This is a genomic window from Georgenia thermotolerans, from assembly GCF_009193185.1.
GTDB lineage: Bacteria > Actinomycetota > Actinomycetes > Actinomycetales > Actinomycetaceae > Georgenia > Georgenia thermotolerans.
Genome location: NZ_VUKF01000016.1, coordinates 1 through 25724, shown reverse-complemented (window position 1 = coordinate 25724; position 25724 = coordinate 1). Strand labels below are relative to the sequence as shown.

General features: G+C 73.7%; 21 protein-coding genes and 1 tRNA gene. 5 read left to right on the top strand and 17 right to left on the bottom strand.

Annotation, left to right across the window (positions count from 1 at the left end; all coding sequences use genetic code 11):
* Nucleotides 1-2 precede the first annotated feature (2 nt).
* On the top strand, nucleotides 3-1004 hold the full coding sequence (locus GD970_RS09320) for an inorganic phosphate transporter (RefSeq protein WP_152202615.1): 1002 nt from the start codon (nucleotides 3-5) through the stop codon (nucleotides 1002-1004).
* 101 nt (nucleotides 1005-1105) lie between these two features.
* Here GD970_RS09320 and pstB read toward each other — a convergent pair whose 3' ends face one another.
* The 10 genes from pstB to GD970_RS09270 all read right to left on the bottom strand — a co-directional run bounded on the left by pstB (nucleotide 1106) and on the right by GD970_RS09270 (nucleotide 14010).
* Nucleotides 1106-1885, bottom strand: a complete 780-nt coding sequence (gene pstB / locus GD970_RS09315) for a phosphate ABC transporter ATP-binding protein PstB (protein WP_152202614.1) — start codon at nucleotides 1883-1885, stop codon at nucleotides 1106-1108.
* A gap of 63 nt (nucleotides 1886-1948) precedes the next feature.
* Nucleotides 1949-2995: a phosphate ABC transporter permease PstA gene (gene pstA, locus GD970_RS09310; protein ID WP_152202613.1), complete on the bottom strand. Its 1047-nt coding sequence runs from the start codon at nucleotides 2993-2995 to the stop codon at nucleotides 1949-1951.
* The gene (gene pstC / locus GD970_RS09305; RefSeq protein WP_152202612.1) at nucleotides 2995-3978 is read right to left on the bottom strand and encodes a phosphate ABC transporter permease subunit PstC; all 984 of its coding nucleotides are present in this window, start codon (nucleotides 3976-3978) and stop codon (nucleotides 2995-2997) included. The genes pstA and pstC overlap by 1 nt, the downstream gene beginning before the upstream one ends.
* A 38-nt stretch (nucleotides 3979-4016) precedes the next feature.
* Nucleotides 4017-4967 carry an extracellular solute-binding protein gene (locus GD970_RS09300; RefSeq protein ID WP_405002572.1) on the bottom strand — a complete coding sequence of 317 codons (951 nt, stop codon included), beginning with the start codon at nucleotides 4965-4967 and terminating at the stop codon, nucleotides 4017-4019.
* A gap of 473 nt (nucleotides 4968-5440) precedes the next feature.
* The gene (gene pstS / locus GD970_RS09295; protein ID WP_226925248.1) at nucleotides 5441-6571 is read right to left on the bottom strand and encodes a phosphate ABC transporter substrate-binding protein PstS; all 1131 of its coding nucleotides are present in this window, start codon (nucleotides 6569-6571) and stop codon (nucleotides 5441-5443) included.
* A 241-nt stretch (nucleotides 6572-6812) separates the two neighbouring features.
* Entirely contained in the window at nucleotides 6813-7799 is a 987-nt protein-coding gene (locus GD970_RS09290; protein WP_152202610.1) for an NUDIX hydrolase, read from the bottom strand.
* Entirely contained in the window at nucleotides 7796-10270 is a 2475-nt protein-coding gene (locus GD970_RS09285) for an RNA degradosome polyphosphate kinase (protein WP_152202609.1), read from the bottom strand. Before GD970_RS09285 ends, GD970_RS09290 begins: the two co-directional genes overlap by 4 nt.
* A gap of 77 nt (nucleotides 10271-10347) precedes the next feature.
* The gene (gene mshD / locus GD970_RS09280; protein WP_152202608.1) at nucleotides 10348-11220 is read right to left on the bottom strand and encodes a mycothiol synthase; all 873 of its coding nucleotides are present in this window, start codon (nucleotides 11218-11220) and stop codon (nucleotides 10348-10350) included.
* 103 nt (nucleotides 11221-11323) lie between these two features.
* A complete protein-coding gene (locus GD970_RS09275; protein WP_152202607.1) occupies nucleotides 11324-13297 on the bottom strand; it encodes an acyl-CoA dehydrogenase family protein in 1974 nt (657 codons plus the stop codon).
* Between the two features lie 77 nt (nucleotides 13298-13374).
* The gene (locus GD970_RS09270; protein WP_226925247.1) at nucleotides 13375-14010 is read right to left on the bottom strand and encodes a hypothetical protein; all 636 of its coding nucleotides are present in this window, start codon (nucleotides 14008-14010) and stop codon (nucleotides 13375-13377) included.
* A gap of 185 nt (nucleotides 14011-14195) precedes the next feature.
* Between GD970_RS09270 and GD970_RS09265 the strand changes: the two genes are divergently transcribed.
* Nucleotides 14196-14897 carry a hypothetical protein gene (locus tag GD970_RS09265; RefSeq protein WP_152202606.1) on the top strand — a complete coding sequence of 234 codons (702 nt, stop codon included), beginning with the start codon at nucleotides 14196-14198 and terminating at the stop codon, nucleotides 14895-14897.
* A 37-nt stretch (nucleotides 14898-14934) separates the two neighbouring features.
* Here the strand turns inward: GD970_RS09265 and GD970_RS09260 are convergent, their stop codons facing one another.
* The gene (locus GD970_RS09260) at nucleotides 14935-15594 is read right to left on the bottom strand and encodes a response regulator (RefSeq protein ID WP_152202605.1); all 660 of its coding nucleotides are present in this window, start codon (nucleotides 15592-15594) and stop codon (nucleotides 14935-14937) included.
* Nucleotides 15591-16772 carry a sensor histidine kinase gene (locus GD970_RS09255; protein ID WP_152202604.1) on the bottom strand — a complete coding sequence of 394 codons (1182 nt, stop codon included), beginning with the start codon at nucleotides 16770-16772 and terminating at the stop codon, nucleotides 15591-15593. The genes GD970_RS09260 and GD970_RS09255 overlap by 4 nt, the downstream gene beginning before the upstream one ends.
* 159 nt (nucleotides 16773-16931) lie before the next feature.
* Between GD970_RS09255 and GD970_RS09250 the strand changes: the two genes are divergently transcribed.
* A complete protein-coding gene (locus tag GD970_RS09250; protein WP_152202603.1) occupies nucleotides 16932-17567 on the top strand; it encodes a hypothetical protein in 636 nt (211 codons plus the stop codon).
* A gap of 142 nt (nucleotides 17568-17709) precedes the next feature.
* A tRNA-Lys gene (locus GD970_RS09245) sits at nucleotides 17710-17782 on the top strand.
* Between the two features lie 9 nt (nucleotides 17783-17791).
* On the opposite strand, the gene GD970_RS09240 is transcribed toward GD970_RS09245, so the two are convergent.
* From GD970_RS09240 to GD970_RS09225, 4 genes are all read right to left on the bottom strand, one after another.
* Nucleotides 17792-18286 (bottom strand): PH domain-containing protein, encoded by a 495-nt coding sequence (locus GD970_RS09240; protein ID WP_152202602.1) that lies wholly within the window; start codon nucleotides 18284-18286, stop codon nucleotides 17792-17794.
* A gap of 54 nt (nucleotides 18287-18340) precedes the next feature.
* The gene (locus GD970_RS09235) at nucleotides 18341-19747 is read right to left on the bottom strand and encodes an MFS transporter (protein WP_152202601.1); all 1407 of its coding nucleotides are present in this window, start codon (nucleotides 19745-19747) and stop codon (nucleotides 18341-18343) included.
* Nucleotides 19748-19825: 78 nt separating this feature from the next.
* Complete coding sequence (locus GD970_RS09230) at nucleotides 19826-21328, bottom strand: ATP-binding protein (protein WP_211489889.1); 1503 nt, start codon at nucleotides 21326-21328, stop codon at nucleotides 19826-19828.
* The gene (locus GD970_RS09225) at nucleotides 21325-22944 is read right to left on the bottom strand and encodes an MFS transporter (RefSeq protein WP_226925246.1); all 1620 of its coding nucleotides are present in this window, start codon (nucleotides 22942-22944) and stop codon (nucleotides 21325-21327) included. Before GD970_RS09225 ends, GD970_RS09230 begins: the two co-directional genes overlap by 4 nt.
* A 157-nt stretch (nucleotides 22945-23101) precedes the next feature.
* On the opposite strand from GD970_RS09225, the gene GD970_RS09220 reads away from it, so the two are divergent.
* Nucleotides 23102-25111, top strand: a complete 2010-nt coding sequence (locus GD970_RS09220) for a glycoside hydrolase family 15 protein (protein ID WP_152202600.1) — start codon at nucleotides 23102-23104, stop codon at nucleotides 25109-25111.
* A gap of 85 nt (nucleotides 25112-25196) precedes the next feature.
* On the opposite strand, the gene GD970_RS09215 is transcribed toward GD970_RS09220, so the two are convergent.
* Nucleotides 25197-25478, bottom strand: a complete 282-nt coding sequence (locus tag GD970_RS09215) for a GlsB/YeaQ/YmgE family stress response membrane protein (RefSeq protein WP_193314911.1) — start codon at nucleotides 25476-25478, stop codon at nucleotides 25197-25199.
* Between the last annotated feature and the right edge of the window lie 246 nt (nucleotides 25479-25724).

Genomic DNA, 25724 nt, shown 5'->3' with positions numbered 1-25724 from the left:
GCGTGGACCTCGTCCTCGTCCTCGTCGTGGTCGTCGTGGCCGTGGCGCTGTTCTTCGACTTCACCAACGGCTTCCACGACGCCGCCAACGCCATCGCCACCTCGGTCTCCACCCGGGCGCTGACCCCGCGGCTGGCCGTGACCATGGCGGCCGGGATGAACCTGCTCGGGGCGCTGCTGGGCACCGGCGTGGCGCAGACCATCGGCTCGGGGATCATCAGCCCGCCGACGGGCGTCTCCGGCCTGGCCGTGGTCCTCGCCGGCCTCGGCGGCGCCATCGCGTGGAACCTCCTCACGTGGTGGCTGGGCCTGCCCTCGTCCTCGACGTACGCCCTCATCGGCGGCCTGGCGGGGGCCGCCGTCGCCGCCGGCACCACGGTGCACTGGGAGGTGCTGGCGTGGCTGGTCGCCCTGCCGATGATCCTCTCGCCGCTGCTCGGCCTGGCCCTGGGCTACGCCGGCATGGTGGGCGTGCTGTGGGCGGTGCGGCGCCGGCCGTTCGCGCCGACCATGCGCCGGTTCCGGATGGCCCAGAGCGTCTCCGCGGCGGCGATGGCGCTGGGGCACGGCCTGCAGGACGCGCAGAAGACGATGGGCGTCATCACCCTGGCGCTCGTCGCGGGCGGGCTGCACCAGGGATCCTCGATCCCGCTGTGGGTCACCCTCGTCGCGGCGGTCGCGATGGCCGCGGGCACCTACGCGGGCGGCTGGCGCATCATGAAGACGCTGGGCCGCCGGGTGATCGAGCTCGACCCGGCCCGCGGCTTCGTCGCCGAGTCGGTCGCGGCGACCCTGCTCTACGGCGCCGCCTACCTCTTCCACGCGCCCGTCTCCACCACCCAGACCATCACCGGGGCGATCATGGGCGTCGGCGCCACCCGGCGCCTGTCGGCGGTGCGCTGGGGGGTGGCCGGCAACATCGCCGTCGCCTGGGCCCTCACGATCCCCGGCGCGGCGCTGGTCGCCGCCGCCCTCGCCGCGCTGTTCGGTCTGCTGGGCGCCTGACGACGGCGGCCCGGCCGGTCGGTGACCGGGCCGGGCCGTAGCCGTCGTGGGCAGGCGGTGGCCGCCGTCGTGGCGACGCGCCGCTCACCGCCCGCCCGGGCTCACCCGAAGCGGCCGGAGATGTAGTCCTCGGTCTCCTTCTTCGCCGGAGAGGAGAACATCTTGTCGGTGTCGTCGAACTCGATGAGGTGGCCGGGCTTGCCGGTGCCGGCGATGTTGAAGAACCCGGTGCGGTCGGACACGCGGGCCGCCTGCTGCATGTTGTGGGTGACGATGACGATCGTGTACTCGTCCTTCAGCCGGGACATCAGGTCCTCGATGGCCAGGGTCGAGATGGGGTCCAGGGCCGAGCAGGGCTCGTCCATGAGCAGCACCTCGGGCCGCACGGCGATCGCCCGGGCGATGCACAGGCGCTGCTGCTGGCCGCCCGAGAGGGAGGAGCCGGGCCGGTCCAGGCGGTCCTTGACCTCGTTCCACAGGTTCGCGCCGGTCAGCGCGCGCTCGACGAGCTCCTCGGCGTCGCCCTTCTTGATCTTGCGGTTGTTCAGCCGCACCCCGGCCAGGACGTTGTCCGCGATGGACATCGTGGGGAAGGGGTTGGGCCGCTGGAACACCATGCCGACCTGCCGGCGGACCATGACCGGGTCGACGTCGGGGGCGTAGAGGTTCTGCCCGTCCATGACGGCCTCGCCCTCCACGCGGGCGCCGGGGATGACCTCGTGCATGCGGTTGAGCGTGCGCAGGAAGGTGGACTTGCCGCACCCGGACGGGCCGATGAGCGCGGTGATGGACTTCGGCTCGATCGTCATGTTGACGTTCTCGACGGCGAGGAAGTCCCCGTAGTAGACGTTGAGGTTCCGGACGTCGATGCGCTTAGACACGGGCGTTCCTTCCGGGAAGGGCGGCGGTGAGGCCGAGGCGGGGGCGGGGGCGGGCGAGCGGCATCAGCGCTCACCCTTGGGGGCGAAGAACCGGCTCACGAGGCGCGCGGCGAGGTTGAGGAGCATGACGATAGCGACGAGGGTCAGCGCCGCGGCCCAGGAGCGGTCGAGGCCGACCCCGCCCTGGGCGAACTGGCGGTAGGCGAACACCGGCAGCGTCGCCATGCGGCCCTCGAGGGGGTCGTTGTTGAAGCTGGCGATGATGCCCACGGTCATGAGCAGGGGCGCGGTCTCGCCGATGACGCGGGCGATGGCGATCATCACGCCGGTGGTGATGCCCGCGATGGCGGTGCGCAGCACGACCTTGACGATGGTGAGCCACTTCGGCACGCCGAGGGCGTAGGCGGCCTCGCGCAGCTCGTTGGGCACCAGGCGCAGCATCTCCTCCACGGACCGGATGACCACCGGCGTCATGAGGACGGCGAGCGCGACGGCGCCCATGACGGCCGAGCGGTACGCCGGGCCCACGAGGATGGTGAACAGCGCGAAGGCGAACAGGCCGGCGACGATGGAGGGGATGCCGGTCATGACGTCGACGAGCACGGTGATCGCCCGGGCGAGGCGGCCCTTGCCGTACTCGACGAGGTAGATGGCGGTGAAGATGCCCAGCGGGATGGAGATCACCGAGGCGATCCCGGTGACCCACAGCGTGCCGACGATCGCGTGGGCGGCACCGCCGGAGGTCATGTCACCGAAGACCCCGGTCATGTCGGTGGTGAGGAACTCCCAGCTGAACAGCTTCAGGCCGTTCTTGAGGACGATCCACACCAGCGAGACCAGCGGGACCATCGCCAGCACGAAGGCGCCGGTGACCAGGGACGTCGCCAGGCGGTCCTTGGCGGGCCGCTGGCCCTCGACGCGGCGGTACAGCGCCCAGTTGAGGACGATGAACAGCAGCGCGCCGAGGAAGACGACGGAGGCCACGGTGGGCTGGCCGAACAGCAGCATGAGGACGAGGACGACGGCGAGCGAGCCGGCGAGCACGGCCCACGGCGTCCAGCCCGGCAGCCTGCCGGCGCGCGTGGTCAGGGACGGGGTGGTGGCGGTCATCAGTTCGCTCCCGAGAACTCGGCGCGGCGCGCGATGATCCAGCGCGCGACGAGGTTCACGCCGAAGGTGATGGCGAACAGGGCGAGCCCGGTCGCGATGAGGACGTCGGCGCCCAGCCCGGAGGCCTCCGGGAACTGGTTGGCGATGTTCGCCGCGATCGACTGGTGCTGCCCCGGCTTGAGCAGGTAGAAGTTGATGAGGAACCCGGGCGACAGGATCATCAGCACGGCCATCGTCTCGCCCAGCGCACGTCCGAGGCCGAGCATCGAGGCGCTGATGATCCCGGAGCGGCCGAACGGGAAGACGGACATCCGGATCATCTCCCACCGCGTCGCGCCCAGCGCGAGCGAGGCCTCCTCGTGCAGGCGCGGGGTCTGGAGGAACACCTCACGGATCGTGGCGGTGATGATCGGCAGGATCATCACCGCGAGCACGATGCCCGCCGTCATGATGTTCTTCGCCGGCGCCTGGAAGCCGCTCAGCGGGGGGAACCAGCCGAGGGTGTCGCTGACCCACTGGAAGGCCGGGTTGAGCACCGGCACGAGCCACGCCATGCCCCACATGCCGTAGACCACCGAGGGGATCGCGGCGAGGAGGTCGACGAGGTAGCCCAGGCCCTGCGCGGCACGGCGCGGCGCGTAGTGCGAGATGAACAGCGCGATGGCGACGCTCAGCGGCACGGCGATCAGGAGCGCCAGCGCCGAGGAGAGCAGGGTGCCGAAGATGAGCGGGGCGATGTACTGCCACAGGTTCTCCCCGCCCATGAAGCCGACCTCGGCGTAGTCGGCCTGGGAGGCGCTGATCGCGGGCCAGGAGCGCACCAGCAGGAAGCCGGCGACGGCCGCCAGGATGACGAGGATGACGATCCCCGCGCCGGTCGAGATGCCGGCGAAGACCGGGTTGCCCCACCGGCCCGGGGAACGGCTCAGCCGAAGGCTGGACGGCTCCCGGGGCGGGGCCTCGGGGGTGCTGGCGGCTACCACGGATCCTCCGCGTTGTGTCGTAGTTCTGGTCGTTCGGTTCAGGGGGCCGCGACGGCGATCTGGCCGATGGCGGCGTCCACCCGCTGGCGCAGCGCCTCCGAGATGGGGGCGGAGCCGGCGACGCTCGGGTCGGCGGCGCGCTGCTGCCCCGGCTCGGAGGCGATGTAGCTGAGCATCGCCTTGACGTTGGCGACGTCGGTCTCGTTGTCGTAGCGCGAGCAGGCGAGGGTGTAGGAGATGAGGACCACCGGGTAGGTGTCCGGCTGCGTGGTGTCGCGGGCGAGGTCCACGGTCAGGCGCAGGTCGGTCGCGTCCGGTGCGGGCGGCGAGACGTCGACGACGGCCGCGGCCGCCTCCGGCGAGACCGGCACGAAGTCCTCGCCCACGCCGACCGCGACGGTGCCCAGGGTGTCCGGGACCTGCGCGGCGTCGGCGTAGCCGATGGTGCCCTCGGCGCCCTGCAGGGTGCCGATGAGGCCGGAGGTCTGGGCGCCCGACTGGGTGCCCGAGCGCGGCCACGTCTCGCTCGGCTCGTGCGGCCAGGCGTCCCCGGCCGTCGCGGCGAGGTACTCGGTGAAGTTCTCGGTGGTGCCGGAGTTGTCGGAGCGGTTGACCGGCACGACCGGCAGGTCGGGCAGCGTTACACCGGGGTTGGTCTCGGCGATGGCCGGGTCGTTCCACCTCGTGATGTCGCCGTTGAAGAGGGCGGCGATGGTCTCCGGGCGGAGCCGGAGGTGGTCGGTGCCCAGCCCGGGCAGGTTGTAGGCGATGGCGATCGGGGAGATGTACAGGGGGAGCTCGACGACGTCGCCGCCGAAGCACCGCTCCTGGGCCCGCGCCAGCTCCTTCTCCTTCATCGCGGCGTCCGAGCCGGCGAACAGCACGGCACTGTTGAGGAACATCTCGCGGCCCGTGCCCGAGCCCACCGGGTCGTAAGACGTCACAACGTCCGGGTGGGTGTCCTGGAAGCCGGCGACCCAGGCGGTCATCGCGACCTCCTGGGAGGACGCCCCGGCGCCGGGCAGCGTGCTGACGTCGCTGCACCCGGCGACCCCGAGGGTGAGCGCGGCGACCGCGACGAGGCCTGCCCGGCGTCGTGTCGCACGCGTACCACCTTCTGTCTGGGAGCCCCGGGAGCGACGCGCCGCCCGGGCGAGACCGAGGCTAAGCACGCGCGGTGTCCGGCGGGCGGGCAGCAGGTGAACGCGAGGTGAACGAGCCCTGTCTGCTCCCTCACAGGTGTCACGGAGCTCGGGGCAGGCGCGCATGGGGATACTTCTCCACTCCGACGGGATGTGCGGCGTCGTGCCGGAAGACGTGGCGGCAGACATCGGAAGTGAAGATACGGGATGCCGGTCCCGGGTGCGCTGGTGGGCCGGTCCCGCAGGACCGGCCCACCAGCTTTCTGATCAGGAGGATCAGCTCACGCGGCGCTGATCGGGATCAGCGCGCGAGGTTTACCTCACGCGGCGGTGATCTTCTCGATCGCGGCCGTGACCTCCTCGCGGAGGGTGTCGGAGATCGGCGCGGAGCCGGCCACGCTGGGCTCGGCCGCGCGGGCCTGGCCCTCCTCGGAGGCGATGTAGGTCAGCAGCGCCTTGACGTTCTCGGCGTCCTGCTCCTTGTCGTAGGTGGAGCACGCGAAGGAGTAGGAGACCAGGACGATCGGGTAGGAGCCGGACTCCTTGGTGTCGCGGGCCAGGTCGATGGTCAGGCGCAGGTCGGTGGCGTCCTCGGTGGCCGGGGAGGCGTCGACGACGGCGGCCGCGGCCTCGGGGGAGAACGGCACGAACTCCTCGCCGACCTTCACCGCGACGGTGCCGAAGCCCTCGGGCACCTGGGAGGCGTCGAGGTAGGCGATGGTGCCCTCGGCGGACTGCAGGGTCTGGACCACGCCGGAGGTCTGCGCGCCGGACTGGCCGCCCTCGATCGGCCAGGTCTCGCCGGCCTCGTGCGGCCAGGCGCCGTTACCGGCCTTCTCCAGGTAGTCGGTGAAGTTCTTCGTGGTGCCGGAGTCGTCCGAGCGGTGCACGGGCACGATGGCGGTGTCGGGCAGCTCGACGCCCTCGTTCGTCTCGGCGATGGCCGGGTCGTTCCACTTCGTGATCTCGCCGGCGAAGATCTTGGCGAGCGTCTCGGGCGCGAGGTTGATGTTCTCCGCGTCGACGCCGGGCAGGTTGTAGGCCACGGCGATCGGGGAGATGTACAGGGGCAGCTCGACGACGTCGCCGCCGAAGCAGCGCTCCTTGGCGGCCTCGACCTCCTCGGGCTTGAACGCCGAGTCGGAGCCACCGAAGAGCACGGCGCCGTTGAGGAACATCTCGCGGCCGGTGCCCGAGCCCGTGGGGTCGTAGGAGACCTGGACGTCGGGGTTGGCCTCCTGGAAACCGGCGAGCCAGCCGTTCATGGCCTTCTCCTGGGAGGAGGCGCCGGCGCCGGGCAGGGTGCCGGACAGGGCGGCGTCACCGGAGGCCGAGGCGTCCGCGCTCGAGCCCTCGTCGGCCTTGGTGTCGCTGCTGCATGCGGCCAGGGTGATCGCCAGGGCGCTGATCGCGGCCATTCCCGCCACGCGGCGGCTACCTGCAAGCTTCACGGTCAATTCCATCCTCTGTGTCGGTGGGCCGGCGCTTAGGGGGAAAGTGGCCGACCAGACGCGACGTTAGGGACCGAGAGTGACCGCATGGCTGTCGAACGGTGAACGTCCGGTGAACCGCACGAGACGGTTACGTCACACTTTCGCAACCGGGCCCCGCACAGCCGACCTGCCATGGCGGCTGCAGCCACCGTGCCCTTCTGGTCGCAGCCAGAAGGGCAGGTTGGCTGCCGGGACCGGGTCAGGACGCCGGCCGGTGCTTCTCCAGGGCGACGACGGCGGCCCGCCGGCCCGGCCGCTGGGCCAGGTGCACCACGAGGATCTCGGCGGTCTTGAGCCACGGGTCGGACTCGGGCACCTGGCGCATGATCCGGTGCGGGGTGCGCCGGGCGATCTCCTCCACCACCGTGGGCAGCACCGGCCGGTGGGTGCACAGCGCCACGGGGACGTCCCGGCGGGTCAGCTCGCCCTGGATGAGGGCGCGGACGGGCCGGGGGTTGCGGGCGTGGGCGTCCTCGGTCAGCTCCGGCCGCAGCTCGGCGCCGATGCCGGTGGCCTCGAGGTAGGGCCGCACGGTGGCCGCGCACCGCTCCCACGGGGAGGTCATGACGTCCTCGACGCCGTAGGCGGCGAGCATCGGCACCAGCCGCTCCGACTGCAGGCTGCCGGCCGGGGTGAGCGGGCGGGTCGCCTCCCCGCCCTTCCAGGCCGAGCGCTTGCGGGCCCGGGCGTGCCGGACCACCGCCATCGTCCAGGTGCGCAGCCGCTCGTCGTGCCACTGGTCCACCAGCGCACCCAGCGGCTCGAGGTCGTGCCGGTAGGTGAGCAGGTCGGCGGCCTGGCGTACCTCCACCCACCGGGCCTCGTCGATCTCCGAGGCGGGCGCGGGGGCGACGGCGTCGCGGCCGAGCACGCTCTGCGCGCCGTCGCCGACCTCCTGCGCCGCCCAGTAGTGGGCGAGCTTCTTGCGCCCGTCGCCGTTCCTGTACGTCACCAGGGGCAGCGGCTGGCCGAGCGCGACGTGGACGCCGGTCTCCTCGGCCACCTCCCGCACCGCGCAGGCGACCAGGCTCTCGCCGTCCTCCACCTTGCCCTTGGGCCAGGACCAGTCGTCGTAGCGGGGCCGGTGGACGACCAGGACCTCGAGCTTGCGCTTGCGCACGCGCCACACGATCGCCCCGGCGGCCTGGACGATGGTCCGGGCGGCCGTCGCCGCGCGCGGGCTCACCGGCGGGCGGCGACGCGGCTGCGGGCGCGCGCCATGAGCATCTCCTGGAGGTCGTCCAGGCGCCGCCCGTCCGGGCCCCGGTTGACCCGGCGCCAGCCGTCGGTCTCCAGGTGCCAGGTGGACGTCGTGTCCGCCACCGACACGTCGAGCAGCTCGACGAGGAAGTCGATCTGCCCGGGGTCGACGATCCGGATCAGCGCCTCGACCCGGCGGTCGAGGTTGCGGTGCATGAGGTCCGCCGAGCCGATCCACACCTCGGGGTCGCCGTCGTTGCCGAACGCGTAGACCCGCGCGTGCTCGAGGAACCGGCCCAGGATGGACCGCACCCGGATGTTCTCGCTCAGGCCCGGCACCCCGGCCCGCAGCGCGCAGATGCCGCGCACGACGACGTCGACCGGCACCCCGGCCTGGCTGGCCCGGTACAGCGCGTCGATGATCGCCTCGTCGACGATGGAGTTCGACTTGAACTTCACCCAGGCCGGGCGGCCGGCGCGCTTGTTCTCGATCTCCCGCTCGATGCGCTCGATGAGGCCGGGGCGGATGGAGCGCGGCGCGACGAGCAGGCGGTGGAACCGGGTGCGCGGGGCATAGCCGGAGAGCTGGTTGAACAGGCGGGTGAGGTCCTGGCCGACGTCCCGGTCGCAGGTGAGGAGCCCGAGGTCCTCGTAGCCGCGGGCGGTCTTGGGGTGGTAGTTGCCCGTGCCGACGTGGCAGTAGCGGCGCAGCCCGTCCGGCTCCTGGCGCACCACCAGGCACAGCTTGGCGTGCGTCTTGAGCCCGACGATGCCGTAGACGACGTGCACGCCGGCCTGCTCGAGCTTGCGGGCCCAGGTGATGTTCGCCTGCTCGTCGAAGCGGGCCTTGATCTCGACGATGGCGAGCACCTGCTTGCCGGCCTCGGCGGCGTCGATGAGGGCATCGACGATCGGGGAGTCGCCGGAGGTGCGGTACAGCGTCTGCTTGATGGCGAGCACGTGCGGGTCCGCCGCGGCCTGGGCGATGAACTGCTGCACCGACGTCGAGAACGAGTCATAGGGGTGGTGCAGGAGGATGTCCTGCTGGCGGATGGCGCTGAAGAAGTCCGTCGGGTTCGCCGACTCCACCTCCGCCAGGCCCTGCGCCGTGACGGGGACGAACTTGGGGTACTTCAGGCTGGGCCGGTCCAGGTCGTGCACGAGGTCCAGGCCGGTCAGGTCCAGCGGGGCGGGCAGGTGGAAGACGTCCTTCTCCCCCACCTGCAGCTCGCGCATGAGCAGGTCCAGCACGTGCGGGCTGATCCCCTCGGCCACCTCCAGGCGCACGGCCGGGCCGAAGCGGCGGCGCACGAGCTCCTTCTCGAGGGCCTTGAGGAGGTTCTCGGCGTCGTCCTCCTCGACCTCGACGTCCTCGTTGCGGGTGACCCGGAAGGTGTGGTGCTCGATGATCTCCATGCCGGGGAAGAGCGCGTCGAGGTGGTGGCCGATGACCTCCTCCAGCGGCACGAACGCGGTGCGGCCCCCGGCGTCGGCCGGGACGTCCTCGGGGCGGTAGGGGCGGCCCTCGGAGTCGACGGCGATGAAGCGCGGCAGCAGGGGCGGGACCTTCACCCGGGCGAAGTGCTCCTTGCCCGAGGCGGGGTTGCGCACGAGCACGGCGAGGTTGAGCGAGAGGCCGGAGATGTAGGGGAAGGGGTGCGCGGGGTCCACCGCCAGCGGGGTGAGGACCGGGAAGATCTGCTTGCGGAAGAACTTGTGCAGCCGGTCCTGCTCGCTCTCGCCCAGGTCGTCCCAGTGCAGCAGCTCGATGCCGACCTCGGCGAGCTTGGGCTGGACGTCGTCGGCGAAGACGCGCGCGTGCCGGACGGCGAGCTCCTTCGCCTTGGCGCTGATGGCGTCGAGGACCTGGCGCGGGGAGAGGCCCGAGGCCGCGGTGACGGCCATGCCGGTGGCCATGCGGCGCTTCAGGCCGGCGACGCGGACCATGTAGAACTCGTCGAGGTTGGAGGCGAAGATCGCCAGGAACCAGGCGCGTTCGAGGAGCGGGAGGTCGTGGTCCTCGGCCTGCTCGAGCACCCGCTCGTTGAACGCCAGCCAGCTCAGCTCCCGGTCGGCGAAGCGGCCCTCGGGCAGCTCGGCCTCCGAGGGCGGCAGGTGGTCCTCGAGGGCCTCCGCGCGGGCCTCCTTGACCTGGCGGGAGAGCGAGGACGCCGAGGTGGACACCCCGCCGAGCATGCGGGCCATCGCCCGGGCCTGGGCGGCCAGCTCGTCGTCGGTGTCGGTCTGGAGCTGGTCGGCGAGCTCGTCCTCGGCGTCGTCGACGAGCTGGGCGGGGTCCCGGGGGTGCAGGTCCGTGCCGCCGTCGGGGCGCAGGTCCTCGGTGGTGCCGGCCCCGGCGGAGCCGTCGTGGTCCCCGGCCCGGGTCCCGGTGTCCGCGCCGCGCGGCCCTGAGTCCACTGCGCGGCCGATGGCGTCGGTGTGCTCGGAGCTCGTCATGTGCTCCATCGTCCCACCAGAAGGTGACGGGCGGGTGTCCGAGTCGGGCGCGCCGTCGCCTCCCGCACCGGCACGCCTCATCGGTACTGGACGTCGATGGCGACGCACCGGAAGCCCTCTTTCTGATACGTGCGCAGGGCGGCGTCGTTGTCGCCCTCGACGTACAGCGTGGCGCTGTGCAGCCCGCGCCGGGCGAGCTCGACCATGGCGCGGCGGGTGAGCATCCCGCCCAGGCCCTGCCCCTGGGCGTCGGGGTCGACGCCCAGGGCGTAGATCTCCCCCGAGCTCTCCCCCGGCACGACCTTGACCCACATGGAGGCCGCCGGGGCGGCGTCCGCGGCGCCGGTGGGGTAGGCGAGCCAGAGCAGGGTCGGGTCGAACCAGTCCTCGGCCTCGCGCGCCTGCAGGTCCGCGACGGTCATCCGGCCCTGCTCGGGGTGGTGGGCGAAGGCGCGGGCGTTGAGGGTGACCCAGTCCTGCTCGTCGCGGCCGGGGGCGAAGGTCCGGACCGTCACGGCGGGGTGCCCGGGCAGCGCGGCGCCGTCCAGCGGGCCGAGCGGGGCGGACATCTGGAGCAGCTCGCGCACCACCCGCAGCCCGGCCGAGGCCGCGAGCGCCTGGGCGCCGGTGAGGTTGCCGTGCGCCCACACCGCCGCGTCGGGCGCGGCGGCCCGGACGGCGTCGAGCAGGGCCCGGCCCACGCCGCGGCGCCGCGCGGCCGGGGCGACGGCGAGCTCGGCGCTCGGCGCCGCCGGGTCGAGCTGGGCATAACCGACCAGCCGGCCGTCGTCGTCGGCGAGGAAGTGGTGCACCTGGCGCACCGGGTGGCGCAGCTCGAGCAGGGTCTGCTCGGACAGCGCCGGCACCCCGTCCTCGCGGGCGACGTCCTCGGCCAGGGCGAGGACGTCGCTGCACGCCTCGCCCGCCACCCGGTCCAGCTGCCTGATCATGCCGTGTCCTCCCGCTCCCGCGTGCGCGGGTCGGGCCCATTCCACCCGGGGTGCGGGGGCGGCGGCAATTCGGGGGCCGCGAGCGGCCGCGCGGACCGGGCCGCTACCGGCCCCGCGGCGGGACCATCCGGCGGGAGACGTCGGGGACGGCGGACGGGCCCGGGGCGCCGGAGGCGATCCACGGGCCGGTGCCCTCGGAGGGGTCGAGGATCCCCGCCTCCGCCCACGCGTGGGTCCCGTCCAGCACCTCCGCCGCCAGCTGCTCGTCGGCGTCGTCGGTGTTGTCCCACAGCTCGGTGAAGAGCCGGTCCACCCGGCGGCGGGAGTGGCGGCACCACGCGGCGGCCAGGCGCACCGCCCGCTCGCCCGCCGCGCCGTCGTCGGCGCGCTGCATCTGCGCGCGCACGCACACCGCCGCCATGGCGAACAGCTCGGCGCCGATGTCGACGACCCGGCCCAGGAAGCCCTGGCGCTGCTCCAGGCCGCCCTGCCAGCGGACCATGCCGTAGAACGTCGCCCGGGCCAGGCGCCGGGAGGCGCGCTCGACGTAGCGCAGGTGGGTGGCGAGCGGGCCGTACTCGGGATACGCGGTGGGCAGCTGCCCGGGCCCGGTCAGCAGCGGCGGGAACCAGGTGGCGTAGAAGGCCCCGGCGCGGGCGGCGGCGCGGGCCTTGACGGCGGCGCCGGCGTCGGGGTCGACGAGGTCGCCGGCGACGGCCAGGTGCGCGTCGACGGCCTCGCGGGCGATGAGCAGGTGCATGATCTCGGTCGAGCCCTCGAAGATCCGGTTGATGCGCAGGTCGCGCAGCACCTGCTCGACCGGGACGGCCCGCTCGCCGCGGGCGGCGAGGGAGTCGGCGGTCTCGTACCCGCGGCCGCCGCGCACCTGCACGAGCTCGTCGGCCACCTTCCAGGCCATCTCCGAGGTGAACAGCTTGGCGAGGGCGGCCTCGATGCGGATGTCGGTGCGGCCGGCGTCCGCGAGGTGCCCGGCCAGCTCGAGGACGGCCTCCTGGGCGTACGTCGTCGCGGCCATGAAGGCGATCTTGTGGGCGACGGCGGCGTGCCGGCCCACCGGCTTGCCCCACTGGACCCGTTCGCGGGCCCACTCCCGCCCGACCTTCAGGCACCACTTGCTCGCCCCGACGCACAGCGCCGGGATGGACAGCCGGCCCGCGTTGAGCGTGGTCAGCGCGATCTTCAGGCCCGCGCCCTCCCGGCCGAGGACGTTCGCGGCGGGCACCCGCACCCGGTGGAAGCGGGTGACGCCGTTCTCCAGCCCGCGCAGCCCCATGAACGCGTTGCGCCGCTCGACGGTGATGCCCGGGGAGTCGGCCTCCACGACGAACGCGGTGATCCCGCCGCGGTGGCCCTCGGAGGCGGGCACCCGGGCCATGACCACGAGCAGCTCGGCGACGACGCCGTTGGTGGACCAGAGCTTGACGCCGTCGAGGAGGTAGTCGCCGTCCTCGGTGGGGGTGGCGGTGGCGTGCAGCCGGGCGGGGTCGGAGCCGACGTCGGGCTCGGTGAGCAGGAACGCCGAGATGGCGCCGGCGGCGCAGCGGGGCAGGAACGCCCGCTTCTGCTCCTCGGAGCCGAACTGCTTGACCGGCTCGGGCACCCCGATGGACTGGTGGGCCGAGACCAGCGCGCCGATGCTGGCGCTGACCGAGCCGAGCAGCATCAGCGCCCGGTTGTAGTGCACCTGGCCCAGCCCCAGCCCGCCGTACTCGCGGGGGATCTTGATGCCGAACGTGCCCAGCTCGGCCAGGCCCGCCACGACCTCGTCGGGGATGCGGGCGTCGCGCTCGATCTGCCGGCCGTCGACGTGCTCGGACAGGTAGGCGGCCAGGTGCTCGAGGTAGGCCTCCCCGCGGGCGGCCGTCTCGGGGTCGGTGCGCGGGTGCGGGGCGATGAGGTCGGGGCGGAAGCGGCCGAGGTAGAGCTCCTTGGCGAAGGACGGCAGCTCCCACTCCGTCTGCCGGGCGGCCTCGGCGACCCGCCGGGCCTCCCGCTCGCTCACCCGGGCGCGCCCCGCGTCCTCGTGTGCCTGACTGACCTGCGTCGGTGCCGCCATCGGACCCCTCCCCCGCGTCGTTGCCGGTACGGGGAGTATCACCTATGCCGGTGCGGCGAGGAAGGGGAACGGACGAGTCAGTCGAGCTTGCCCGCCCGGTACAGCTCGGCCGCCTCCTCGAGCTCCTCGGCGGTGGTCAGCAGCCCGCCGGCGCGCCGGGTGACCCGGAAGGCGAGCTCGTCGTCGTCCTCCTGGATCCAGTCCGCGTCGATGGCGGAGCCGGTGGCCAGGACCCGCAGGAAGGCGGCCGCGCGCTCGAGGGCGACGGCGAGGTCGGCGTCGTAGAGGCCGGCGAGGACCTTGTCGACGAGCACCTTGACGTCCTCCGGCCCCGGCGGGCTGGCGACCCCGGCGACGGCGCCGGCGACCTCCGCGCGCTGCACCCCGAGCCGGTAGCGGTCGGCGACGGTGCGCGGGTCGCGGCGGACCCACTCGCGCAGCAGGTACAGGCGCCACAGCGTCCCGGGCAGGGTGGTGTGCGGGCTGCGCGCCCACAGCGCCGCGATCTCGTCGAGGCCCTCGGTGTCGACCAGGTGCACGAGCCGCTGGACGAGCTCGGGGTCCTCCTCGGCGCCGGCGCGGCCGCCGTGCACGAGGGCCTGGGCGGTGGTGTGGGCGATCTCCGACCGGGTCGCGGGGTCCTCGTCACCCTGGATCTCCTCCGCCTGCGCCGGGTCGAGCATCGCCGGCCGGCGGAAGCGTCGCTCGGTCATCACTGCCTCCCTCGGGCTGGGTCGCGGGCCTGGTGGCCGCTGGGTCGCGGGTCTGGTGGCCGCTGTCGGACGGCGCCGGAGGGCACCGCCCCGCGATTGTCTCTCACCGCCTCCCCCGGCGCAGGGGGGCGGCGCCGGCCGCGGCGTGCTTGCGGACAGGTTCCGTCAGCACCGATGCTCGCCTGGTGACGATGGACGTGTGGGCCGCGGCGGGCGCCGGCGGGCATGGCGGGAACCCGGGGCTGATCCTCATCCCGGTCGCCGTGGCCATCACCGTGGCGACCATGTGGGTCAAGCGCCGCCGCGACGTCGCGAGCAGCGACGCCCTGCGGGAGCTGGCGCACGCGCGCGGCTGGTCCTACCTGCCCGAGGGCGACCGCGACTGGGACGACCGGTGGATCTTCCCGCCGTTCGCGACGGGGCAGTACCGCCGGGCCTATCACGTGCTCCGCGGCCAGGTCCCCGCCGGCGCCGCCCGGGAGTTCGTCGCCTACGACTACGGCTGGACCACCGGCGGCGGCCAGACCCGGATGCGGCGCCACGCCCGCGTGCTCGCCGTCCGCACGCCCTTCACCGTCCCGCCGGTGCTGCTGCGCCGCGAGGGCGTCGCCGACCGGCTCACCGCGGCGTTCGGGGCCGACGTCCGGGTCGGGGACGAGGCCTTCGACCGGCGCTTCTGGCTGACGAGCACCGACCCCGCCGTCGCCGCCGGCCTCTACCGGCCGGCGGTGGTCGCGGCGGTCGCGGCGCTCGACCCCGAGGTGCTGGTCTTCGACCAGGGCTGGCTCGTGTGGGTCGCGGAGGGGACCACGTGGGACGTCGCCGAGGTGCCGGGCGTGCTGGCCGGCGTGGCGGCGGTGGTCGACGCCGCCGGTCCGCGCGCGTGACGTCCCTGGCGTGGCCGCGTCCGACTGGACCTGAGCGTCAGGCGCCCTCGCCGGGACGGACCAGCCCGGACTCGTAGCCGAGGACGACGGCGTGCACCCGGTCACGCAGGCCGAGCTTGGCGAGGATGCGGGTGATGTGCGTGCGGACGGTCGTGGCGGAGATGACCAGCCGGTCGGCGACCTGCTGGTTGTCCAGGCCCCGCGCCATCAGCGTGAAGACCTCCAGCTCGCGCGCCGTCAGCCGGGAGAACGCGGCCGGCGGGCGGCCCGGCGGCGGGGTGGCGAGGAACCGTTCGATGAGGCGCCGGGTGATGGCCGGCGCCAGCAGGGCCTCGTCGCGCACGACCGTCCGGCAGGCATGGACGAGGTCGGGCGGGTCCACGTCCTTGAGGAGGAACCCGCTCGCGCCGGCACGCAGCGCGTCGTGGACGAGGGCGTCGTCGTCGAAGGTGGTGAGCACCAGGACCTTGGCCGTGGCACCGGCCCGTGCCAGCTCCCGGGTCGCGCCGATGCCGTCGAGCACCGGCATCCGGATGTCCATGAGCACGAGGTCGGGTCGGAGCTCCCGGGTGGCGGCGACCGCCTGCCGCCCGTCTGCGCACTCGCCCACGACCTCGAGATCTCCCTCGGTCTCGAGGACGAGCCGGAACCCGGCACGGACGAGTGACTGGTCGTCGGCCAGCAGGATCCGGATCACGCCACGCTCACGGCCCGCACCAGGGGCAGCCACGCCCGGACGGCGAAGCCTCCGCCCGGCCGGGGCCCGGCCTCGAGGTCGCCCCCGCACAGCCGGGCCCGCTCCGTCATCCCGACCAGGCCGTAGCCGGCCCGCCCGGGCGCCCCGGGCGGATGCGCCGCAGCGGGACGGGAGGCCCCGTCGTCCTCGACCGTGAGACGCACGGCGTCCTCGTCCACCACCACGAGGGCACGGGCGGTGGCGCCGGTGGCGTGGCGCATGACGTTCGTGAGGGACTCCTGGACGATCCGGTAGGCGGCCAGGTCGACCGCCGGCGGCAGCCCGGCCACCGCCCCGCTGACCGACAGCTCGACCGGCACGCCGGCGGCGCGCATGTCGGCGGCCAGGTCGCCGAGCCGGGCGAGGGAGGGACGAGGCCCGGCCGTGGGGGCGCCGTCGAGCCCCAGCAGGAACCGCAGCTCGGCGAGCGCGGACTTCGCGGTGGCGCGCACCGACGCGACCACCGAGCGGGCCGTGCCCGGGTCGGACTCCACGATGCGCTCGACGGCGCCGAGCTGGACCACCACGACGCTGACGGTGTGCGCGAGGACGTCGTGCATCTCCCGGGCGATGCGGGAGCGCTCCGCGTCCCTCGCCTCGCCGGCCCGTTCCTCCCGCTCGCGCTCCAGCTCCCGGGCCAGGCGGCGCAGCTCGGCGATGCGCAGCTGCCGGTCCCGGATGGTGCGGCCCGCGAGCCAGGGCGCGAGCGTGATCAGCCCGGTGAACGCGAAGTCGGCCACCGTCTGCGACGCGGCGAACGGGATCGCACCCCACACGAGGGCCAGCGCCGCGGCCAGGCCCGCGAGCGCCCGCCGGAGCGGGGCGTGGACGGCGACCGAGTAGACGGTGAGGACGAGCGCGATCACAACCGCGTAGCCCTGGCTCGTGACGTCCGCGCCCAGGCCCTCCGCGAGGAAGAGCGCCGACCACCCGACCAGCACGGCCGCCAGGGGCCGTCGGCGCCGCCACACCACGGGCGCCGTCATGGCTCCGGCGGCGATCAGCGCCGTGGCCCCGCCGTCCCCGGCCATGACCTGACCGGCACCGAGCGCGACGAGGACCGCGCCCACCGTGGCGTCCACGAGCCGCGGCCGGGCCCGCAGCCACTGCCGCAGGGCGCCGGCGCCGTCGTCGGTCATGGCACGAACCGTAGCGGCGGGCCGTCCCGGGCGGCGTCGGCCCGTGGGGGGAGGCGTGTACGAGCAGGCTCGTATGCGGTTCGGCGTGACCTCCGACGATTCCGGCGCCGTCCGTCCCTAGCGTCGCTGGCACCAACCACTGCTCCCCTGGAGGCCCAGATGTCGCGTCGAGGCACCGCCGTCGCCCTGCTCACCGCCCCGCTTGCCGGTCTGGCCGGCACGGTCCTGCTCCCCGCGTCCGCCGACGCCGGCGCGCAGCTCGTCCTGATCCAGGCGCAGCCCGCGCGCTGGCTAGGCGCGAACGTGCTCCTGGTCGTCTCGTTCCTGTGCTTCGCCGGCGCCCTGCTCGGGCTCACCGGGCTGTTCCGCGCCCGGGGCTCGCGGCTCGGCGTCCTGGCGGCGGTCGTCGCGGCGCTGGGGTGGGCGCTCCACGTCGGTCCGGTGGCCTACGTGCTGGCCCAGTACCCGCTCGCCCACCAGCCGGACCGGGCGGGCGCGACCGAGATCGCCGCGGCGATGTTCGCGGCACCGTCCTTCGTGGTGCTCATCGTCCCGGTGCTGCTGGCGACGGTGGCGGGCACCCTCGCCCTCGCCGTCGCCCTCTGGCGGACGCGGCTGGCACCGCGGTGGGCGGCAGCGACGCTGGTGGCGGCGCTGGCCGCCGACTTCGCGGCGCCCGACGCCGTGTCCGGGGTCGTGATGTTCGCTCTGACGTGCGTCGCGCTGGCCCCGTTGGCCGCGCGGCTGCTCGCGCCGGAGACACCGGTCGCGGCCGGGGTGGCCGCGCGGGTCTGAGCGGGCCCGGAGGCCGCCGGACGAGTCACGCGCGTCGGGCGGCCGCCGGACGCTGGCATACTTCCGGGGAGGGTTCCGCCGAGGGCGTGACTTCCGTGGAGGGTTCCGCGGAGCGTTTCGTGGATTAGAGAGTGGAACCCCCGGGCCTCTAGCTCAATCGGCAGAGCAGCGGACTTTTAATCCGCGGGTTGTGGGTTCGATCCCCACGGGGCCCACCGACCGGTCTACCGCCCCCGCACTGCCCGCACCTGCTCGTTGATCCGCAGCGACGTCTGGTGCACACGCGGGATGTCGACGAAGGTCAGCGTCCCTTGCTCGCTGGCCGCGGAGATCTTCAGCGTGCCGGCTCCGACCAGCCGGTCGAAGATGCCCTGCTCGAAGGCCACGTCGTTGATGCGGGTGAGCGGGATGTCCCGGCCCGACCGGCGCAGCACCCCGGTGCGGGTGGCGAGCCGCTCGGTGGTCAGCGTGTACGTGCGTCTGCTCCAGGCCAGGAACGGCCAGACCCCGAAGACGGCCACGACGACGGCGCACGCGACCCAGGCCGCGACGTCCAGCCAGGCGAGGACGCCCTGCTGCGGGGCGACGGCGAGGACGACGACGAGCCCCACCACCGCCGCCAGGCAGATCAGCCCGGCACCGACCAGGTGCTTCCAGTGCTCGTGCGTCTCCAGGACGATGCGCTCGCCCGGGGAGAGCTGGTCGGCCGGCAGACCCATGGGCCCCATGGTGGCATCGCGATGCCCGGCGCGGGCAGGACCGGGTGGTGCGTCTCAGGCGGACGCCGGGGCCCCGGCGGGCCGGTTCGCGGGCAGCATGGAGCCCACGATGGCCCCGATGATCCCGACCACGGCGAGCACGACCATGGCCAGGGCGTAGTTCCGGCCGGGCGTCGCCGCGAGCCCGGCGACGAGCACGGTGCCGGCGATCGCCGTGCCCAGCGAGGAGCCGAGGTTGGACACGCTGCGCGAGAGGCCGGAGATCTCCCCCTGCTGGGCCTCGGGGAAGGCGGACTGCACGACGTTGACGGACGGCGTGAGCATGACGCCGACCCCGAGGCCGATGATGAAGAGCCCCGGGGCGAGGGCCCACGGGCTGGGCGAGAGCCGGACCAGGGCGATGAGCAGCCCGATGCCGAAGCAGGTCACCACGAAACCGGTGACGATCAGCGTGCGCTGGGCGCGGCGCTGGGCGAGGCGCTGGGCCGCGAGCGACGAGAGGAGCACGCCGACGGTGGCGGCGGTGAAGATGACCCCCGTCTGGATGGCGTTGTAGCCCCTGGCCACCTGCAGGTAGGCGGCGACGACGAAGGACGTGCCCATGAGCATGAGCCACTGGGCGTTCTGGGTCACCAGGCCGAGGTTGGACGTGCGGTTCCGGAACAGCTGGGTGGACAGCAGGGGCTCCTGTCCCGCCCGCTCCTTGGCGCGGACCGAGGCGAAGAACCAGACGAGCACGAGGACGCCGGCCACGATGAGGACCAGCATGACCAGCAGGTTGTTGTCGGCGGCCAGGATCCCGGTCACGAGCAGGATGAGGCCGACGGCGGACAGGACCGCGCCCCGGACGTCGAACTGCCGCGTGGGGTCGGCCGGGAGCGGGTCCTCGACGCTGCGGCGGCTGAGCAGCACGATCACGGCGATGACCAGCGCCTGGAAGACGAACGACGCCCGCCAGCTGATGGCCTGCGTGATGAGGCCGCCGATGAGCGGGCCGGTCGCGGCGCCGATGCCGCCGGCCGCGCTGATGGCGCCGAACGCCCGCGCCCGGGAGGTGACCCCGGTGAAGAACATCGTCGCGAGGATGTACACCGGCGGGATGAGCAGCGCGGTGCCGATGCCCTCGAGGATGGAGTTGCCGAGGATGAGGATCCCCAGACCGGGCGCGGCGGCGCTCAGGAGGGCGCCGACGGCGTAGACGACCAGGCCGACGTTGAAGCACCGCTTGCGCCCGTAGCGGTCGGTGAGCTTGCCGCCGGGGATCATGAACGCCGCCATGACGAGCAGGAAGATCGTGATCGCGACCTGGATGCCCTGAACCGTGGTGTTCAGGTCCCGGCTCATGTCGTTGATCATCACGTTCATGTTCGAGCCGGCGAAGCTGCAGATGAACTGCGCCAGCGCGAGCGGCAGCAGCACCCCCCGCGCGACGGCCCTTCCCGTCACCGCTCCCTCGGCCATCCCCCCACGGTGCGGACCGGGCCGGGCGAGCCGCATCATGCGCCGGGGATGAGAGTGCGGCGGGGATGCGGCCCGTGGTCACCCGCGCCGGGCCGCCCAGGTCGCCGGGACGTCCCCGCCGCCCTCCTCGGACACGCGCCGCCCCATCTGGACGTACGCCGCCTGCGGCAGCACCTTGCCCGCCACGAGCGCCTGCCCGAGCCCGAACGCCGTCGCCCCGGCGAACAGCCCGGGCGGCACGAAGGAGAACAGCCGGCCGAGGTCGGCGAGGTCGGCGGCCGAGTTCATCCGCATGAGCACGAGGTTGTCGCACTGCGACACCACGTTCTGGTCGACCTTGTGCGGCCGCTGGGTCGAGGTGAGCAGGTACAGCCCGTACTTGCGGCCCTCGGCGGCGATCTGGACGGCGCGCTCGGTCGCCAGCCGGCTCACGTCGTCGGGCGGGGCGGCCGGGCAGATGTTGTGCGCCTCGTCGATGACGACCAGGCAGGGCCGCCGGGACAGCCGCGCCTCCCACAGCGTCGACAGGACGGCCTCGGCGACGAGGCGCTGCTCCTGGAGGGTGTCGAGGGAGCCGAGGTCGACGACGGTGCACCGGGCGGTCGGCTCGCGCAGCTCGCCGACGAGCGAGGGCAGGTCCGGACCCCACAGCCGCCACTCGAGGACGCCGAGGTTGACCGCCCGCTGGCCGAGCTCCCGCGCCCCGCGGGTCTCGGCCCGCAGCAGCTGCTCGGCGTCGGTGATGAGCGGCCGGCCCGCCTCCTGGGAGCGCACGATGTCGCTGAGCACGGCGTACTCCTCGCGGTCGCGCACCGGGTCCAGGCCGAGGACCGCGGCCCGCACGGCCAGGTCGAGGTCGGCGAAGCGCAGCCGGAGGGGGTGGTCGGCGGCGGCGTCGTTGCGCCACACCGCCACCTCGTCGAGCACGGGCGCGTAGCGCGCCGCCAGCGCCGGGTCCGCCCCCTCGCGCAGCCGGCCCAGGCCGACGTAGTCGGAGTTCGGGTCGAGGACGACCACCCGGAGGGTGGTCTCGGCCAGCAGCCGCTCGAGGAGCACCCCGAGGGAGTAGGTCTTGCCGGAGCCGGACTGCCCGCACATGAAGGTGTGCCGGCCCAGCCCGCCGCTGTCCAGGACGGCGGGGACCCCGGGCGCGAGGAGCAGCTCCCCGACGGTCAGGCCGGCGCGCCGGGCCGGGCCGCGGCCCAGGCGCTCCCCCACCTCCGCCGGGGCGGCGGGGCGGACCGTGGCGTCGTGGAAGGGGGTGCCGTCGCCGTCGAGGACGACGCCTGAGCCCATCGCGAGCCGGACGGTGACGGCGTCCGTCCCCGGCGCTCCCGCCCCGCCCGCCGGGCGCGCGGCCACGCCCAGGTCGGTGACCTGGCCGAGCCAGGCGCGGCCGGCCTGCTCCAGCACGACGTAGCCGCCGCGACGGAGCTCGAGGTCGTACAGGGAGGCCTGGACGTCGAAGGCGTGGCCGTCGATGGAGGTCGCCAGGGGCAGGATGTGGCGCTCGATCTCCGCCCGGGTGGCGCGGTAGTCGGCCATCCGGGCGGCGAGGACCGCGGCGTCGTCGAGGGTCATGGCGACCTCCCTGGTTGCCGGTCGGGGATCCGGTCGGTGAGGAAGAGGGCGACGAGCGCGAGGAGGGCGAGCGTCGCGAGCGACCAGCGCAGCCCGTCCAGCCGGGCCAGGGTGTTCTCCTGCATGATCGCGGCCGAAGTCGGCGCGTCCACCCCGGCCTCCGCGAGCCGCTGGCTCAGCTGCGCGTCGGAGATGAACGGGGCCCCGGCGGCGAGGCGGACCTCCGCCTGGGCGGTCACCTGGGCGGGGACGGCGGGGTTGTTCTGGATGCCGGTGAGGAAGGAGCTGGTCAGCACGGAGATGAGCACCGCCCCGGCCAGGGCCGTGCCGGTGGAGGCGCCGAGGTTGGTGAGCGTGTTCTGCAGCCCGCCCACCTCGCCGGTGCGGGTGTCGGGCACCGCCGAGACGGTGACGGCGCCCAGCTGGGAGGCCAGCGCGCCGATGCCCAGCCCGGCGAGCAGCAGGGGCCAGGTGACCACCTCGGGGCCCGTCCCGACCTCGAGCAGGGCGAGCAGCAGGACGATCCCGAGGAAGAGGCACGCGAACCCGACGCGCACGACCCGCCGCGGGGAGGCGCGGGGGAAGAGCCGCGGCACGCCGACCGCGGCGAGCAGCAGGGTCAGCGACAGGGGCATGATCCGCAGCCCGGTCGCGATGGCGGAGAGCCCGAGCGAGACGGACAGGAACAGCGGCACCACGAAGAAGAGGCCGGCCTGGAGCAGGTACTGGAAGAAGAACGACGTCAGGCCGCCGCGCAGCACCTTGTTGGCCAGCATCCCGGGGTCCACGAGGGGCGTGCGCCCGGTCGCCAGCCGGTGACGTTCCCAGGAGAGGAAGACCCGCAGGACGACCCCGCCGAGGACGACGAGCCAGATCGCGGGCGAGAGGCCCATGATCGACGGCGCGCCGGGCTTGGGGTTGACGAACCCCCAGGAGCCGGCCTGGAGGATGCCCAGGACCGCGAGGCTGAGGCCCAGCGTCGACAGGACCGTCCCGCCGACGTCCAGCCGTCCGGCCCGCTCGCGCCGGACGTCGTTGACCCGCCGGACCAGGAGCAGGATGCCCGCCACGAGGACCACCTCGCCGGCGAAGACCCACCGCCACGAGGCGTAGGTCGTCATCAGGCCGCCGATCAACGGGCCGACCGCGACGGCGATCGCCGCGGAGGCCGCGACCAGGCCGTAGGCGCGGGGCCGGTCCGGCTGGGCGAAGTTCGCGGCCACCAGCGCCACGATCGCCGGGAGGATCAGCGCCGCCCCGATCCCCTCGAGGAACGACCAGCCGACAATGAGCACGGGCAGGGTGGGGGCGAGCGACGTGGTGAACGACCCGGCGCCGTAGATCACGCACCCGATGGCGAAGGCGCGCTTGCGGCCCAGCAGCTCGCCCACCTTGCCCCCGGTGATCATGAGCGAGGCCATGACGAGGGTGTAGAGCGTGATCGCCGCCTGGATGCCGGTCACCGTCGTGCCGACGTCGTGCGCGACCGTGGCGATCGAGACGTTCATGACCGAGGTGTCGAGCGTCATCAGGAACTGGGCCGACGCCAGGGTGAGCAGCACCGTGCGCGGGGCGGTCCCGGCGCGCGTCGCGGGGGCGGACACGGTCTCTCCCACGGCCACCCCCTGCGGATCGCTCGGGACCGAGGGTGCCCGACCGAGCGGGCCGGGCGGGTCATCCCGTCGGGGTGATGCCCCGGTCCCCCCGGCTGCCCGACGGTGGACGACGACCATCCGGCGCGGGGACCGCGCACGGCGCGAAGGGGCGAGGATCATGGCCGACTACCCGCTGATCGCTGACCACGGGCTCATCGGGGACCTCCAGACCGCGGCGCTGGTCGCCACGGACGGGACCATCGACTGGTTCTGCTCGCCGCGGTTCGACTCGCCGAGCGTCTTCGGCGCCCTGCTGGACCACGGCCGCGGCGGGCACCTCCGGGTGCACCCGACCGCCGAGGTGGTCACCAGCAAGCAGCTGTACTTCCCCGACACCGCCATCCTCGTCACGCGGTTCATGACCGAGGAGGGCGTCGGGGAGGTCGTCGACTTCATGCCGGTGTCCTCCTCCGTCGTCCCCAGCGGCCGGCACCGCCTCGTCCGGATGGTGCGGTGCGTGCGGGGCCGGATGACCTTCGCGATCGAGCTCGCGCCCCGGTTCGACTACGGCCGCGAGGACCACGAGACGCGCGTCAGCGAGGGCGGCGCGGTCTTCCGGGGCCCCCGCACCTCCCTGGCCGCCCACCTCGTGCGGGAGCCGGGGGACGAGCAGCTCGCCGAGGTGAGGACGGACGAGGAGGGGGACGTGAACGCCCACCTCACGCTCACCGCCGGCATGATGCGCGGCGTCGTCCTCGAGACGGGCGCCACCGAGGCGCACGAGGTGCGGCCGGCCGAGGTCCGCCGGTTGTTCGACGAGACCGTGCACTTCTGGGAGTCGTGGCTGGCGCAGTCCACCTACTTGGGCCGCTGGCGGGAGACGCTGCACCGCTCCGCCATCACCCTCAAGCTCATGACGTACGCCCCGACCGGGGGACTCGTGGCCGCCCCGACCGCGGGGCTGCCCGAGCAGGTGGGCGGCGAGCGCAACTGGGACTACCGCTACACGTGGATCCGGGACGCCTCCTTCTCGGTGTACTCCCTGCTCGGCCTGGGCTTCCGGGAGGAGGCGGCCGGGTTCGCGAGGTGGTTGCGCGACCGCGTGCAGGACCAGCGCGCCGACGGCGAGGGGCCGCTGCGGATCATGTACCGCGTCGACGGCTCGAGCGACCTGTCCGAGGAGGTCCTGGAGCACTGGGAGGGCTACCGCCGGTCCAGCCCCGTGCGCATCGGCAACGGCGCGGCGGACCAGCTCCAGCTCGACATCTACGGCGAGGCGATCGACAGCGTCTACTTCGCCGACAGGCACGGCATCGAGGCCGGGCACATCGGCTGGCTCAAGGTGGTCGACGTCCTCAACTGGCTCGCCGACAACTGGGACCAGCCCGAGGAGGGCATCTGGGAGACCCGCGGCGGGCGGGAGGACTTCACCTACGGCCGGCTCATGAGCTGGGTCGCCTTCGACCGCGGCATCAAGCTCGCGACCCGCCTCGGCCGCCCCGCGCCCGTGGACCGCTGGCGGCACGAGCGCGACGCGGTCTACAACCAGATCATGCGGCGGGGCTGGAGCCGGGAGCGGCAGGCCTTCGTCCAGCACTACCGCACCCAGGTCCTCGACGCGTCGCTGCTGCGGATGTCCAACGTCGGCTTCGTCTCCCCCACCGACCCGATGTGGGACGCCACCCTCAAGGCGATGGACGGCGAGCTGGTCACCGACAGCCTCGTCTACCGCTACGACCCCGAGGCCTCCCCCGACGGGCTGCGCGGGTCCGAGGGCACGTTCTCGCTGTGCACCTTCACCTACGTCGACGCCCTCGCCCGCGCGGGGCACGTCACCCAGGCGCGGCTGACCTTCGAGAAGATGCTCACCTACGCCAACCACCTCGGCCTCTATTCCGAGGAGATCGCCCTGACCGGCGAGCAGATCGGCAACTTCCCGCAGGCCTTCACCCACCTCGCCCTCATCGACGCCGCGCTCCGCCTCAACACCATCCTCGACCAGACCAGGCCGGCGCTGCGGGCCCAGCCGCTGAGCACGATCCCCGGCCAGCAGCCGGCGCCCGCGGCGGCGACGGGCGACGGCGCGACCGGACCCGCCGGCGGCGGGGCGGGTGCCGCCGACACCGCGGACGCCACCCCCGCCGGCTGGTCGACCGTCCCGCCCGGCGACGTGCCACCCGCCGGCTGACGGGCTCCACCGAGCGACGGGGCCCCGGAGACGCAGCAGGGCCGGCCGCACCGAGGTGCGACCGGCCCTGCCGGGGTGCGTGGGGTCAGTGCATGATCCCGCGCTTGCGTCCGCCGCCGCGGATGCCGATGTAGATGGAGATGAACACGACCGCCGCGACGATGGAGATGATCCAGCGGATCCAGTCGATCCCGTTCGTCTGGCCCACACCGAGCAGGCCGGCCAGCCAGTAGCCCACCAGCGCCCCGAGGGCACCGAGGACGATCGTCCAGATGATGCCGATGTTCTGGTCGCCCTTCATGACGAGCCGGGCGAGAGCGCCGATGACGGCGCCGAAGATGATGAGGCCGATGAGCTCACCCAACATGGGACTCCCTCTCTTTCCTCCGGGCCGGACCGCCGCGGGGGTCTCCCGGGCCGCCCGGCTGTACGTAGGGAAGCGTGGCAGGTGATGGGGTGGCCCGCACGTCGAGAGGGGTTGTGCGCCGGGGTGCCGGTGTGGTAAAAGCCCGCGGCGTGGCTCAGGCGTGGCGGCCGCTCGCCGTCGCCCGGCGACGCCCGCGGGGCCGGCCGGCCGGCTCGGCGCCGGCGCGTGCCGGCCGCTCGGCCGCCG